A 15276-nucleotide genomic window follows, 5' to 3' on the forward strand; every position below is an offset into this window, starting at 1 on the left:
AGGATTGCTGAGTTTTCTTTTGATTTACTTGGGTTGTCGCATCTTTTGCAAAAAACCACAGACTTCCATAGCGAGTTCTTCTGCGCTATTTTGGCTCGTTTTTAGGGAAATTTCTGGATTTTCTGGGGGTTCATAAGGTGAGTCAATACCGGTAAAGTTCTTTAGCTCACCTTTTCTAGCTTTCTTATACAGTCCCTTAGGATCTCTCTCCTCAGCAAGTGCTAGTGGGGTGTCCACAAAGACCTCAATAAATTCACCATCGGGAAAGAGTTCTCTTGCCATCTGTCGCTCGGACCTAAATGGAGAAATAAAGGCGGTAATCACTATCAGGCCAGCATCAACCATTAGTTTGGCTACCTCAGCAATACGGCGAATATTTTCCACTCGATCTTCATCGGTAAATCCTAGATCCTTATTTAGACCATGACGGATATTGTCACCATCCAATAGGTAGGTATGCATACCCAACTGATGGAGATGCTTTTCCACTAGGTTGGCAATGGTGGATTTTCCTGAGCCGGAAAGTCCTGTAAACCAAATCACTTTGGGGGTTTGGTGCTTTAGTAATGCTCTGGCAGATTTATTAACATCAACATTTTGAATATAGATATTGTGTGAGCGACGCAGGGCAAAATTAATGAGGCCTGCACCAACTGTATTGTTGTTGATGCGATCAATCAGAATAAAGCCGCCTGTTTGACGATTCTCGCTATAAGGATCAAACGGAATAGGGCGATCAAGGTTGATATTGCAATGCGCAATGCTATTGAGATTCAAGTGATTGGCTGCCAGATGCTCAAGCGTATTGATATTCACTTCATATTTAATGCTGGTAATGGTAGCCGTGACCATTTGTGCGCCAATTTTGAGCCAGTATTGCCGCCCAGGTAGTAAAGGCTCTTCGTGCATCCAAATAATGGTAGCTTCAAACTGATCTGCTACTTCAGCAGGGGTATCAGCATGTGTAATTACATCACCCCGTGAGATATCGATTTCATCTGCAAGGGTAAAAGTAATTGCTTGGCCAGCTACTGCCTCTTTGGCATCACCATCAGGAGTGAGGATTTGCGTGATACTGCTTTGTTTGCCGCTGGGCTGCGCTTGTATTTTGTCGCCAGCTTTTAATATCCCACTAGATATCGTGCCGGTAAATCCACGGAAGTCTAGATTAGGTCGATTGACCCATTGAATTGGGATACGCAATGGCTTAGTTTGGTTAGTCTTGGTTTGGACGGGAACGCTCTCTAAGTACTGCATTAGCGTCGGACCCTGATACCAAGGCATTGCAGAACTTGGGGTAGTGATGTTGTCGCCCTTAAATGCAGAGATAGGGATAAAACTCACATTTTTAATATCTAGTTTTTGTGCAAATTCTTGGTAGTGTTGGCTAATCGAGTTAAATACAGATTCGTCGTAGGCAACCAAATCCATCTTATTGATCGCCACAAGCAAATGCTCAATACCTAGCAAGTTGGTAATATAGCTGTGACGATAGGTTTGGGTGAGAACGCCTTTGCGCGCATCGATCATGACAATCGCAGCATCAGCGGTAGAGGCCCCTGTAACCATATTGCGGGTATATTGTTCGTGACCCGGAGTATCTGCAACAATAAATTTGCGATTTTCTGTGGAGAAAAAACGGTAGGCCACATCAATAGTAATGCCTTGTTCGCGCTCAGCAGCCAGGCCATCTACCAATAATGCAAAATCAATTTGATCGCCTTGAGTGCCCCATTTTTGAGAATCTTTTTCTATGGCGGCTAGCTGATCATCAAACAGCATATGCGAGTCATATAGCAATCGTCCAATGAGTGTGCTCTTGCCATCATCGACGCTGCCACAAGTGATGAAACGTAATAAGGTTTTGTGTTGATGCTTTTCTAGGTAAGCATCAATATCAGTAGCAATGAGATCCGATATGTGGGCCATTAAAAATACCCCTCTTGCTTTTTCTTCTCCATAGATGCGCTGGCATCATGATCAATCATGCGACCCTGGCGCTCAGAGCTGGTGGTTAGCAGCATCTCTTGAATAATTTGGGTGAGGGTGGATGCCTGCGATTCAATCGCGCCAGTTAATGGATAGCAACCAAGCGTGCGAAAACGCACCATCTTTTGCTCAGGAACTTCACCGGGATCTAGGGGCATGCGATTATCGTCGACCATAATCCACGTGCCACCGCGAGAGACTACTGGCCTAATGGCCGAGTAATAGAGCGGCACAATCGGAATATTTTCTAAATGGATGTATTGCCAGATATCAAGCTCTGTCCAATTGGAGATAGGAAATACACGAATCGACTCATCATCCCGTTTTTGGGTGTTGTACAGATTCCAAAGTTCAGGGCGTTGAGTTTTAGGGTCCCATCGATGGGCGGCTGAGCGAAACGAAAAAATACGCTCTTTGGCGCGAGATTTCTCTTCGTCTCGACGTGCACCACCAAAGGCAACATCAAAACCATAATGATCCAATGCCTGCTTGAGGCCTTCAGTTTTCATAAGATCGGTATGAACCGCTGAGCCATGGGTAAAAGGATTAATATTTTTAGCAATGCCCTCAGGGTTCACATGAACCAATAGCTCCATACCGCTTTCTTGAGCCATTTTTTCTCGGAAGCGGTACATATCTTGGAACTTCCACAAGGTATCGACGTGTAGCAAAGGGAATGGTGGTGGGGCTGGATAAAAGGCCTTGCGTGCCAAATGCAACATCACCGAGCTATCCTTGCCTATGGAATAGAGCATCACCGGTTTACGCGCCTGAGCAACCACCTCACGCATAATGTGGATACTTTCGGATTCAAGTTGTTGCAGATGAGTTAATGTCACGGGAGCTTATGGTCGCAGGGTTAATTCATTTATTAAAGTAAATTATTAGGAATACTTTTTAAGCTATTGATTATTAACATAAATGTTTACAATAAAATGTAATACAATATTACTATAGCTGGCGCTTCATTATATCCTTATAAGCCATAAAAAATACTAAAAACGTCAGTAGAGTCAAGGACACAAGTCATCTAATGAATGCCATTTCTGCGGAAAATAATCTTCTTGAAAAGGTAATTGAAATAGCCAAATCAGCGGGTGATTTGATAATGAAAATCTATCAAGAAAAAATTGATGTTACTCACAAGGATGATGGCTCACCAGTAACCTTGGCTGATGAAATGGCTAATGCTTATATATTGCAAAGGTTGCTAGACCTATTGCCTGGGGTCTTCATTGTTTCTGAAGAGTCAGTTGATTCCCAGGTTGATTTTCAAGAGCGCGAACATTTTTGGTTGGTTGATCCCCTCGATGGCACCAAAGAATTTATTAGCAAAAATGGGCAATTTACAGTCAATATTGCGCTCATTGAACGAGGGGTACCTATATTGGGGGTGGTGTATGCGCCTGCACTCGATTGTCTTTATGCGGGAGACAAAACTTCTGCGTTTACCGAGAGTTTGGGCAATAGAATGCCTATCTCTTGTCGGACCGTTCCTGATGAGGGTTTAACTGTTGTGGGAAGTCGTTCACATGGCGATGACCAGGCATTAAATGCACTTTTAGATGGCAAAGTGGTCCATGAAATTATTCCAATGGGATCTTCGCTAAAGCTTTGTCTTGTTGCTGCTGGGAAAGCCGATCTTTATCCTAGACTAGGCAGAACAATGGAGTGGGATATTGCTGCAGGACATGCCATCTTGCTGGCGGCGGGTGGTGTGATTAATGACTTAAATGGTAAGCCCTTGAGTTATGGCAAGCCTGGCCTTGATAATCCCCATTTTGTTGCTAGCGCAAGGCCTATAGCGACTATTTAGAGTTAATGACTTAGGGGAACTATTTAGCGTGCCAAAATTTTCTTATTTGGTCTTATCTTTGGGTATAACACCAAGCGTTTATTACTATTTTCAAACGCGAGCAAATTTACAAAATGATGTCTCTATTGAGTGCATTGATGTGAGTAGTTGCGATATACAAAAGTTAACTGTTAATAAAAATACTGTAGTAGTGATCAATCGTTATGCTGGAATAAGCGGATTGATTTGGCTTTATCGCCATCACCATCAATTGGCTAAGGTAGCGTACTTTATTGATGATGATATGCAAAATGCTTATCGGGCATCAGAGTTGAGTTGGTGGTACGGCATTAAAACTACTTTGAAGTTTCAAATTTCATGGTGGGTGATACGGAGAATGAGTGGGGTGTTGTGGTGCTCTACTCAAGCCTTAGCAAATCGCTTTCCAAATACAGAGACCCAAGTAATTCCACCGGCTTGCCTACCAACCGTCAATCGGAATGCAGAGGAAAGCCCCGTGTATTTTTATCACGGCACTTGGGCTCATCGACATGAAATTGCTTGGTTGGTTCCCATTGTGCGAGAGATTCAGAGCCGTTTCCCGAACCATGTCTTTGAAATCATTGGCAATCGCAAAGTTAAGAAAATGTTTGCCGACATCCCAAGAGTGCGCGTTCTGCCTGGCATGAGTTGGAAGAAATACTTGGAATACTCCGCAAAAGTGCATTATCAAGTCGGATTGGCACCCTGTTTTAAAACCCCCTTTAATCAAACACGCTCTCACACAAAGCTATTTGACATTACTCGAGCGGGGGCGGTTGGCGTATATTCAAATGCAAGCCCCTATAAAGATGTCATTAAAAATGGGCAGATGGGCATTCTGGTGGAAAACAGTGCTCAGTATTGGATTGAGGCAATTATTAAATTACTAAATACCTCTGTAGAGGATCGAAAGCACATGCATGAAAATGCGCTTATTTGGTGCAAGGGTCATCTAGAGAATGTATCCCTTCCCGGGAATTAATGGCCCTAGATTAAATATTTAAGTATATTGGTGCAATAACTATATTCAGCAATTCAGTTCCACAGCATTTTATTTGCATATTTTCAAGTGACTTTTCGCCTCATTGCATAGAAAGATAAATCATGTCTAATATTATTAATTACGCAGTTGCTTACACAAACACTGCTGATCCCGCCACAAATTTGAGTGGAACTTTTTCTGTTGATGTAGATACTTTCACCGTAACTGCAGTCAACATCACTATTACCGATGGTACAACCCCGCTTAATTTTACCGACTTTGCTAGTGCGGGATTAGTTGATGCCAGCGGCGGTGCCGGCACTCAATTTCAATTGCAGCTACAGCAGGGTAATTTCATGGACCCCATTAGTGCAAGTGCATATGTTGAGTATAACGACACGGCGCCCTACGGGAATCCAACTATAAATATAGCCAGCACTGGTAATTCGTTTAATTACGCGAATAATATTACATCTACTTACTATGGTGCGGGAGCTGATGAGGGAAATGTAGTTCAAGGATCTACGATCCCTGCCTTCTGCTTCACCCCCAACACCCTCATCTCTACCCCCACCGGTAGCACCCCAGTCCAAGATCTTCACATCGGCGATTTGATCCTCAATCACCAAGGACAGTCAGTTCCCGTTAAATGGATTGGAAGGCAACGCATTCATCCTGCTTTTGCTGGAGAGAGCTTACCGATTTTTATTCAGCAAGGCGCTTTAGGTAATGATTTACCTCTAAGAGACCTCTTTGTCTCCCCAGGCCACGCTCTGTATGTCGATAACTGCCTTCTCATTGATGCTAAAGCGATGATTAATGGCACTACCATTACCCAAGTCACCCAATGGGAAGGCGATGTACAGTACCTTCATATTGAAACAGAACATCACGAGATCATCCTCGCTGAAGGAACCCCAGCAGAAACCTTTATGGATAACGTCTCAAGAACTTGCTTTAATAATTACTCAGAGTACGAATCTCTGTACCCACAAGCAACAGAGATGATAGAGCTTGATATCCCAAGAGTGAGTCATCAGCGTCAATTGCCAAATGCAGTCAAAGCAAAGTTAGGGGCGATCTCAGAGGTATTGATGGAAAGTCATGGAGTAAGAGAGCGGATGGTGGGGTAGGATATCAGTACACCAAGACTATCATTACGATCATCAATGCTTCTATTTGAAGGTTTGAAATGGTTTGCTAATGGGTGCATCTAACTTGCACTCTTTTTAGTGTATGTGAAATATCTATATCTTTAGTAGCTTATTCGGGAATTAAGGCACTTATAATTTTTACTTGCATCGCCTCTTGAGCATTTTTTGGCGAGCTAATTTACGAAAAATTTCTAATGGAGAATAGAGCCATCTTTTTCCATCAACCAGAGTATGTTGGTTACCTAAACCGCAAATTGTATGCAAGCCCCATCGCCAGTTACCTAATTGAGGCTCTATCACTCGTAACAGTTCTTCGCGATAAGTAGAGGTAGTCAGCTCTTTAATTTCATACAGAATGACGCCACCTCCATAGGTATTGCTGCAATCTTGTCCAGGTCGAATGAGTCGACCATCTGGTAATTTGAATATAGACCCCGCGGGTCTTGCTCCCATCTTGCTGTTATGGATGACTGATTGAGTATGCGGCATCCATCCTTGTAAAGGATTGGTGGAGTGAGCGACCCTTAAGCGTTGGTTAGGGCAGTCGTTTTGTAAGGTGTAAAAAAGATACCAAATGCCTTCATGAAAAAGTGGGGTTGGATCAACCACTCTTTGGCCTTCAAGAATGCTAGTTTGGTATGCCCAAGGTAGGCAAGAATCGGTGCGGGAAAAAATGGGGACCCCATTGCTTTCCCAGCTCTCGCAAAAAAGGAGCTCTTCCTTTTGCCACGAAATGCGCTGTGGGTAGGATAGGTGTGTAGCTAATTCGACTGCTGGCTTGAAGTGCGCGGATTCTAGCCCTTGTAACGGAGTCGTTGCACAGACGATTTCACCTTTAAAGCGCTTAAAGTCGAAGCTTTCTGCCAAAATTTCAACTCTGCCATCAGGTAGAATTGACGCGTGGGGGTCCGCTAAAAACCCGTTCTTTAGGGCAGGCAGCCACTGAATAGGTTTGATGATGCCGTTATTAACAATATTTTCTAACGATTGATTCACAAGACCAATGGTCCATTGTTCCTGTGTAAACCATTTCTTCCATGATGAGAACATGATATTTAAAATCTACCAGTTGATTGATTTAAATGATTACCGTTAATCATGTTCTTTCCTCGAGAATTCATCCAAGTCAGATCTTCGAAGATTTGTATCGAAGATCAGAGACTTTAGCTCCTAATAATTTTGCCTTAAGTAAAACATTTCTTGCGGATCCTAAGGCAATGATAAGGCACTATCATCGCCCACATCGTGAGCGGCGATTAATGGGTCCTTCTGTAGTCACAATGCACCATGACCCTTTAGAAACTTACCCCTTTCTAAGTGCGGATTTATTTTTACCAAAATGGCGGCAAGCCAGCAAAGTGATTTGCTTAAATAGCGCACAAAAGCAATTTTTAGATGGTCATAACATTAAGAGCGGCACCATTATTTCGCACGGCGTAGATCGAGACGTATTCCCTGTGCCCGAAAAGCCAAGAGAATTGTTGGGGGGAAAAATTGTTTTGGGTGTTGTATCTAAGCGCTATCAACGAGGTATCAAGGGTGAGGCGAGACTTCTTAGCCTTTTTGATGCATTAGATCCAAAGCAATTTTCCTTTGTCTTTTTGGGAGAAGGTCGTTGGCAAGATGGCCTTAAGGGTCTAGAAAAAGGTTTCGAGGTAGAGCACTACGAAAATTTGCCATATCGCCTATACGGCGAAGTATATGCAAAGATGAGTGCCCTGTTAATCCTCTCTGAATTTGAGGGTGGACCCGCGTGCTTACCTGAGGCCCTAGGTTCTGGACTACCTGTGCTGGGAAGGCCCGTAGGAATGGTTTCGGATTGGGTAATAAATGATGTTAATGGCCTCATTTTGACTGAGCGCGACTGGATTGAACAAATTAAGAGTATGGCCAATAACGAGAACTTACTCATTGCATTAAATCAGGGTGCTTTTGAGCAATCTCATTCTTGTCCTTCGTGGGAAGAGGTAATCTCGAGGCAGTATGCAGTGTACCGAGAAGTGCTGGGTCAATAGCCATGAAGTTACTTTTTGCGGATAACTGGCACTTTCATCGACGGAACTTTCTTCCTATTTTTGAGGCATTAAAAAAAGATTCTCTACCCCATCAATTTGAAACTTCTCGCAGATCTTGGTGGAAAGCTCATGGACGTTATGAACATCTAACAAAGTCCCTAAAAGAATCTATTGAATTTATTGATCAGCAGGATGATTGGAGTGCAATTCATTTTTTAGGAGTTAATTTATGGGAAATTTCTAAGGCGGAGTTTTTATGTAGCGCTCTGGCTCAAGATCGCTGGCATAACGGTGGAATCCTCAATCAATCAGATTCCATTTTCGAGTTTGCCATAGCAAACCCACAAGACTGGGAAGCGCTTCGCCTTTGTCTTGCAGCTGCGCATAACTGGCTCTTATTTTGGAATCAATATTTAGATAGCCATACCGATATATCGCATGCGATTGTATTTTCGGGATCTTATATTTACACAAGAGCCTTGATGGTGCTTGCAAAGCAAAGGGATATTTCAGTCCTAGTAGCAGAGCATTTCTTTACAGGAAATGATTTTTATCTCGAATATCGCAACAACCCCATTGCCAATAATTGCGGTGTGAAGCGAGATTTTAGCTTTAACTCATTCATTAATGAAAATGAAGGCAAGGTAACTTCCAGTGCTTATGCGCACTCAAGAATGAAGGGTATGAAGAATCGGAATGTCCCTCAAACGAACATTGCTTTTAAAAATGCTTGGAGTGATAAGAATCCCATCATTCTCATCATTGGTCAGGTAGCAAATGATTTTTCTATCATAGAAACCCCGCATCATGAAATATCTTCTATAGCAAGCTATAAGCTCGCAATTATTGATTTGTTAAAGAATACAAATGCCAATGTGATCTTTAAGGCCCATCCCTGGGAAAGGAGAAGGGCGCCATTATTTAGCCCATTTACTAAAATAAAGATTGAAGAATTTATCCATTCGCTTCCAGGGAAAGATCGGGTTCGTATTGCTCTAATTGAAAACGAACCTATTCAAAATATTTTTCAGATTTGCGATGGGGTAATGGGAATATCATCGCAAGGACTTTTGGAGGCTTGTTATTTCGGATTTAAGCCAGTGCTTATTGGTGATACTTTCTTTGCCAAAAAGGGCTTTACCCAAAGCGCCAACCAAAATCCAAATTTATTGAATGAGCCATTTGACAAAGGCTTGTGGAGATTATCCTTAAATGAATATGAGCAGTTTCAGGACTTTATGGATCGTATATTCACCGAAGTACTCATTCCAAATTCAAAATTGGCCTCTGACTTAATCTGCGAAAAATTACTTGATTCACATGCCAAACTATCAACTAAAGACTTTTTGGGTATCATCAATAATGCAGGTATGGACTGGGTAAATCTACTTAGGGATATGTTTGAAAGGCCATATGCTTGGATTGGTCTTTCTTTGGTTTGGATAAGATCTAAATTTACCCCATAACCTTTTTTATTTATCGCCTCTTATGTTTCGGCCATATTTAAAAAATGTTCTCTTGGGCGATAGGGGCTCTTAATAACCCTATAAGTATTGGTTTATTCAAATTGGTGCACAAAAGCCTTATAAGGTATAAATTCTGCATTAAAGTAGTTTATGGAATTCCAAAATGCAACGATGAATGATCAACAATGAGGGCCAATTTTTTGATAAAATTTCCCAAACCGCACGTTCACTGTCGCATAATAATTTAAATGCAAGTGTTTGATCTACCCGTACCAAACCTTTACTTTAATTACCTTTTTCATATACTTAGGGGGATTGAATTTTGACCGCAGTTAACTACACCATAAATGAAGCCGTCGGTCCAGGAGGAGTCACCATAGGTTATGTGAATGGCTCTTTTAGTGTCGATTATTCATCAGGCTCACCAGTATTGGCCAGCGTTAGCATTTTTACTCCCACCGCAACTTACTCTGACGTTGCGCTAGTAAATAGGTTTGATGATAATGGGAGCGGTAATTACTATTTATCGTTAAGAACTGCCGGTGTAAGTGGCGTCGATACTGAAATTATGTATCACGATGCACAGGACGGTACCGGCCTCACTATTGTGAACGTTACTAACAATGGCTCTCCGTGGGTTTCTTCTGATCCTGGCAACTCATTTGCCTGCTTCACCCCCAACACCCTCATCTCCACCCCTACTGGTAGCACCCCAGTAAAAGATCTTCACATCGGCGATTTGATCCTCAATCACCAAGGACAGTCAGTTCCCGTTAAATGGATTGGTAGGCAGCGCTTTCATCCTGCCTTTGCAGGAGAGAGCTTACCGATTTGTATTAGGCAAGGCGCCTTAGGTAATGATTTACCTCTAAGAGACCTCTTTGTCTCCCCAGGCCATGCTCTGTATATCGATAATTGCTTACTCATTGATGCTAAAGCCCTAGTTAATGGCACTACCATTACCCAAGTCACCCAATGGGAAGGCGATGTACAGTACCTTCATATTGAAACAGAACATCACGAGATCATCCTAGCTGAAGGTACTCCTGCAGAAACCTTTATGGATAACGTCTCTAGAACTTGCTTTAATAATTACTCAGAGTACGAATCTCTCTACCCACAAGCAACAGAGATGATTGAGCTAGATATCCCTAGAGTGAGCCATCAACGTCAATTGCCCAATGCAGTCAAGAATAAGCTAGAAGTAGTAGCAAGCTCATTATTGGGCGATCAAGCAGCAGTCAAAGCCGCTTAATACCTGTAAATCCGAGTACCCCGATATCACCCTTGATGGGCTATTTTTTGGTACCCCTTTAGATTTACATTCTTTGAGTATTGGCGTATCGTATATTTTCGCTATTAAATCAAAGTTAGATATGCCATATTTTTAGGCTTGAAATGTCAACTGCACTTTTAAGTTTTTAGCTCTTACTTATTTGGAGATTATATTTTGGGCACTTTAAACTGGAATTATGTATTTCAAAATGGATACAACATAACAATCACTACTTCAGATACTCCTGATGGCAGTGGAAACTACGGCATAGTAAGTGTTACGGGGATAGACGGATCATCTAATCCACTTAGCCTAAGCCTGCTTGCGCCAAACTCTTGGGGCGGCAACGATAACATTATTAATCCATCCTTCACTGACGGGGTTAATGGCTGGGGCGTATCTTTTGAGGATACTAATAGCGGGGTTTACTATAACATTTGGACTCCTACTTCGACTACCCAGGCAAATTTGAATGGTAATGATGGCACTAACTCTAACCTAACAGCCTTTACTGATCCACTCGTCACATGCTTCACCCCCAACACCCTCATCTCCACCCCTACTGGTAGCACCCCAGTAAAAGATCTTCACATCGGCGATTTGATCCTCAATCACCAAGGACAGTCAGTTCCCGTTAAATGGATTGGTAGGCAGCGCTTTCATCCTGCCTTTGCAGGAGAGAGCTTACCGATTTGTATTAGGCAAGGCGCCTTAGGTAATGATTTACCTCTAAGAGACCTCTTTGTCTCCCCAGGCCATGCTCTGTATATCGATAATTGCTTACTCATTGATGCTAAAGCCCTAGTTAATGGCACTACCATTACCCAAGTCACCCAATGGGAAGGCGATGTACAGTACCTTCATATTGAAACAGAACATCACGAGATCATCCTAGCTGAAGGTACTCCTGCAGAAACCTTTATGGATAACGTCTCTAGAACTTGCTTTAATAATTACTCAGAGTACGAATCTCTCTACCCACAAGCAACAGAGATGATTGAGCTAGATATCCCTAGAGTGAGTCATCAGCGTCAACTACCGAATGCAGTCAAAGCAAAGCTAGAAGCAATCTCCGAAGTATTGATGGGAGAGGGTGATAGAGTCAAAGAGCGGATGGTGGGGTAGGGTGGTGCTACGATTTGCTTATGCTCACGATCATTGTCACTTCTCTTTGAAAACTTGAATTGGATTAGTAATGGGGGCATCTAATGAAGACGGGCTGGATCAATTATCTGTTCCAGAATTAATTAAACTTGGATATGAAGCCCGTAAATTCAAAGACCATGATAGGGCATTAGGCTTATTTGAATTAGCTCTTGAGAAAAATCCAAACAACATCAACCTTTCTGTTGAGGTTGCAAGATCACTAGTTGATAAAGGGGATGTCGATTCTGGATATCGCATCCTCACATCGCTAGGGCATCTGAACCAATTTCCGATTTATGCACTTCTGGGCCGAATAGAGCGCATGAAGGGGGATCGAGAAAGCGCGCTTCATTATTACTCCCTTGCATTCGATCTGAAGCCAGATCATCCAACCCTGCCGGCTGAAATTGCCACTGAATTAAGGGTATTAGAGCGTTTGGACGAGTCTGAGCAGATATTGCTAACTCTTTCTGAGAGATTGCCTAATTCTCCCCATGCCCTAAATGGGTTGGCTCAAATTGCTCGTATTCGTGGCGATCGTGAAAAGGCGCTTAGTTATTACAGGGCTCTTGAGGTTTTAGACCGAAGCCATCCAAATGTGCATATCGATATTGCCATTGAGTTACGCGAACTAGGGCGTTTGGATGAGGCTGCTCAATCGCTTGCTTGCAGTCGCAACCCAAATCAAGGTGCAATATTTCATCAAAAGGGATTAATTGCAATTGCCCAAGAAGAAGATGATTTAGCAATCGAGTGCTTTAAGACTGGAATTGAACAGCAAAGAGATCATCCTGCCTGTCATCAAGCGCTCATAGCAAAACTCTTTCAAATGGGTAGTCTTGATGAGGTTCGTGTAGTACTTGATACCGCCCTTGAAATGTTTCCTAATCATGTGGCTTTTCGTCGGTTTGAGTATCGATATATGCGTGTAATAGGTAAGGTAGATAAAGCAATTGAATTAGTGCAAGCGCTTAATAAAGCTGAGCCCAAAAATCTAGATATTCTCCACGACCTTGTGGAGTACCTAATTTTTTTAGGTCGATTTGAAAGCGCTCAGCAACTTATTAACTCCTATCAACATAATCCCCATAAAGATAGAGTCCTGTTTTTAAAGAGTAAGCTTGCGATGGCTCAATTTATGGTTGAGAACGCTGTTGAATATGCTGATGAGGCAATCCTAATTAATCCAAAAAATATTCAATACCAGCAACATAGACTCTCGCTGAATATTATGTTGGGCAATGTTCTAGAGGCCCAGGATAATATAAATACTCTAAAAGAAATTTTTCAAAATAAAGGCTGGAATAATAAAAAATTAAAATCTGTCGGCGGCTTTCCTGCGCAAATCTTGCGCGAGGTCAGGCTCAACCCCTATGCGAATAGGAGACTCGCTGACTCAAAGCAACTTGACCTTGTAGATCAGATTTACTCTGTAGCGCAAATAGTCAAAGATGAGCCTAATCATTTGGGCTCGGCGCTTCGACTATTAACCTTAATGGCACAAGATAAGAGCTTGCATCAAGGACTCAAATTGCATGATGAAAGTGCAACAAACAAGATCCCCAAAAATATTGTCCAATTCTGGGATAAAAAAGAGGTTCCTCCAAGAATGAAAGAGGTTATGACTTCCTGGAGTCACTTGAACCCTGAATTTGACTATGAGCTTTTTGACGATCAAAGTGCGCAAGAGTTCATTCAGAAGCATCATTCCTCAGAAGTTTTAAAAGCTTTTAGGCTGGCAAATCATCCTGCAATGCATTCTGACTTATTTCGTATGGCCTATTTATATGAGTATGGGGGTGTATATGCTGATGCAGATGATTTATGTATCAGGCCCATCTCTGAATTTATTGACGATGGCTCAGATTTAATTTTTTCTCAAGAGCCCACAGGATCAATTGGCAATAATTTTTTGGCTGTCAAACCAAAACACGTTTTTATTCAATATGCTTTGAATTCTATTGTTAACAATATTCTCAATAAAGCCGGTGGAGTTTGGTTTGCTAGTGGCCCTGGTGCTTTGACTATCAGTTTTTGTCAAATGTATATAGACTTTCTTGAGAGGGCGCAGGTTCCTGCTGGTGTAGCTATTAAAGCAAACTACTGCTTGCATCAGTTTGTCACTCCACATTTATCTTTGAGCTATAAGACAACCAGCAGTGGTTGGAGGTCCCCTGCGGGTCAAGCATCTAGGATTTACAGATAACAGCACCTTACATACTTTCGTCCATTTATTGGCTGTATTCCCAAAAAGTCAATTAATTGCCATAAATTAAGCATATATTTTCTTGAAGTTTGAGTGTAAAGTCGCTATGTTAGACCTTAATACGGTAGATATTTCCTTCTTATGACAACTATTTATTACAACAATATTTCAATTCCATTGGACTCGGGTGATACTATCACTGGTGCTTTTAGTGTCAACTATTCCTCTGGCGTTGCTAGTTTAAATAGTGTTAATTTACAGGTGGGTAGCGAACTTTTTAATTCCGTTGCTGACCCAACTATGTATGATGTCTCATTCCAGTCTGCCATTACCAATTCGTATGAATTTAGAGTATTTAGTCCAGACAATACAATTATTGTTATGGCTTACTCAGATGCCGATTTGGATGGAACAAGCGTGCAGGCTCTCGGCACCATTGGGATTTATAACTTCACTTATGCCTTCAACCCCGCTGATTCTTCACTCTTTACCATGGGTCAATACTCATCTTATGGCGCGCCAATAGACGGCTCCCTCACTGCCCCCGCCTGCTTCACCCCCGGCGCCCTCATCTCCACCCCTACTGGTAGTACACCTGTTCAAGATCTTCGCATTGGTGATCTGATCCTCAATCACCTAGGACAGACAGTTCCCGTTAAATGGATCGGAAGGCAACGCATTCATCCTGCCTTTGCAGGAGAGAGCTTACCGATTTGTATTAAGCAAGGCGCTTTAGGTAATGATTTACCTCTAAGAGACCTCTTTGTCTCCCCAGGCCACGCTCTGTATATTGATGATTGCTTACTCATTGATGCTAAAGCCTTAGTGAATGGCATCACCATTACCCAAGTCACCCAATGGGAAGGTGATGTAGAGTACCTTCATATTGAAACAGAACATCACGAGATCATCCTAGCGGAAGGTACTCCAGCAGAAACCTTTATAGATAACGTCTCTAGAACTTGCTTTAATAATTATTCAGAGTACCAAGCACTCTATCCAAAAGCATCAGAGATGATCGAGCTAGATATCCCTAGAGTGAGTCATCAGCGTCAACTACCGAATGCTGTGAAAAGACAGTTAGAGGCGATCTCAGAGGTATTGATGGGAGACGGTGATAGAGTAAAAGAGCGGATGGTGGGGGTAAAAAGGGCTTAGATGATTGATATGTATCAGCAACAATTTTCAATATTTTTACAGAGTAA

At 42.2% G+C, this 15276-nt stretch carries 12 protein-coding genes; 9 read left to right on the plus strand and 3 right to left on the minus strand.

What is annotated here, in order from left to right:
- Nucleotides 1-24: 24 nt before the first annotated feature.
- Both cysN and cysD read right to left on the minus strand, forming a co-directional pair.
- Nucleotides 25-1929: a sulfate adenylyltransferase subunit CysN gene (cysN, locus tag VC159_RS05000; protein ID WP_323472952.1), complete on the minus strand. Its 1905-nt coding sequence runs from the start codon at nucleotides 1927-1929 to the stop codon at nucleotides 25-27.
- Entirely contained in the window at nucleotides 1929-2828 is a 900-nt protein-coding gene (cysD, locus tag VC159_RS05005; RefSeq protein ID WP_323472953.1) for a sulfate adenylyltransferase subunit CysD, read from the minus strand. The genes cysN and cysD overlap by 1 nt, the downstream gene beginning before the upstream one ends.
- 194 nt (nucleotides 2829-3022) lie before the next feature.
- Here cysD and cysQ point away from each other — a divergent pair, with 194 nt between their 5' ends.
- The 3 genes from cysQ (at nucleotide 3023) to VC159_RS05020 (ending at nucleotide 5941) form a co-directional block, all read left to right on the plus strand.
- Nucleotides 3023-3805: a 3'(2'),5'-bisphosphate nucleotidase CysQ gene (gene cysQ, locus VC159_RS05010; RefSeq protein ID WP_323472954.1), complete on the plus strand. Its 783-nt coding sequence runs from the start codon at nucleotides 3023-3025 to the stop codon at nucleotides 3803-3805.
- A gap of 139 nt (nucleotides 3806-3944) precedes the next feature.
- Nucleotides 3945-4808, plus strand: coding sequence for a hypothetical protein (locus tag VC159_RS05015; protein ID WP_323472955.1), 864 nt, complete (start codon nucleotides 3945-3947; stop codon nucleotides 4806-4808).
- Between the two features lie 122 nt (nucleotides 4809-4930).
- Entirely contained in the window at nucleotides 4931-5941 is a 1011-nt protein-coding gene (locus VC159_RS05020; protein ID WP_323472956.1) for a Hint domain-containing protein, read from the plus strand.
- Between the two features lie 159 nt (nucleotides 5942-6100).
- On the opposite strand, the gene VC159_RS05025 is transcribed toward VC159_RS05020, so the two are convergent.
- Nucleotides 6101-7012: a hypothetical protein gene (locus VC159_RS05025; protein WP_323472957.1), complete on the minus strand. Its 912-nt coding sequence runs from the start codon at nucleotides 7010-7012 to the stop codon at nucleotides 6101-6103.
- A 32-nt stretch (nucleotides 7013-7044) separates the two neighbouring features.
- On the opposite strand from VC159_RS05025, the gene VC159_RS05030 reads away from it, so the two are divergent.
- From VC159_RS05030 to VC159_RS05055, 6 genes are all read left to right on the plus strand, one after another.
- The gene (locus tag VC159_RS05030) at nucleotides 7045-7977 is read left to right on the plus strand and encodes a glycosyltransferase (RefSeq protein WP_323472958.1); all 933 of its coding nucleotides are present in this window, start codon (nucleotides 7045-7047) and stop codon (nucleotides 7975-7977) included.
- 2 nt (nucleotides 7978-7979) lie between these two features.
- Nucleotides 7980-9443: a hypothetical protein gene (locus tag VC159_RS05035; protein WP_323472959.1), complete on the plus strand. Its 1464-nt coding sequence runs from the start codon at nucleotides 7980-7982 to the stop codon at nucleotides 9441-9443.
- Nucleotides 9444-9765: 322 nt separating this feature from the next.
- A complete protein-coding gene (locus VC159_RS05040) occupies nucleotides 9766-10698 on the plus strand; it encodes a Hint domain-containing protein (RefSeq protein ID WP_323472960.1) in 933 nt (310 codons plus the stop codon).
- Between the two features lie 195 nt (nucleotides 10699-10893).
- A complete protein-coding gene (locus VC159_RS05045) occupies nucleotides 10894-11844 on the plus strand; it encodes a Hint domain-containing protein (RefSeq protein WP_323472961.1) in 951 nt (316 codons plus the stop codon).
- A gap of 70 nt (nucleotides 11845-11914) precedes the next feature.
- The gene (locus VC159_RS05050) at nucleotides 11915-14071 is read left to right on the plus strand and encodes a tetratricopeptide repeat protein (protein ID WP_323472962.1); all 2157 of its coding nucleotides are present in this window, start codon (nucleotides 11915-11917) and stop codon (nucleotides 14069-14071) included.
- A gap of 141 nt (nucleotides 14072-14212) precedes the next feature.
- Nucleotides 14213-15229 (plus strand): Hint domain-containing protein, encoded by a 1017-nt coding sequence (locus tag VC159_RS05055; protein WP_323472963.1) that lies wholly within the window; start codon nucleotides 14213-14215, stop codon nucleotides 15227-15229.
- Nucleotides 15230-15276: the final 47 nt, after the last annotated feature.

The sequence above is a fragment of the Polynucleobacter sp. JS-JIR-II-c23 genome (genome assembly GCF_035011225.1).
Classification (GTDB): domain Bacteria; phylum Pseudomonadota; class Gammaproteobacteria; order Burkholderiales; family Burkholderiaceae; genus Polynucleobacter.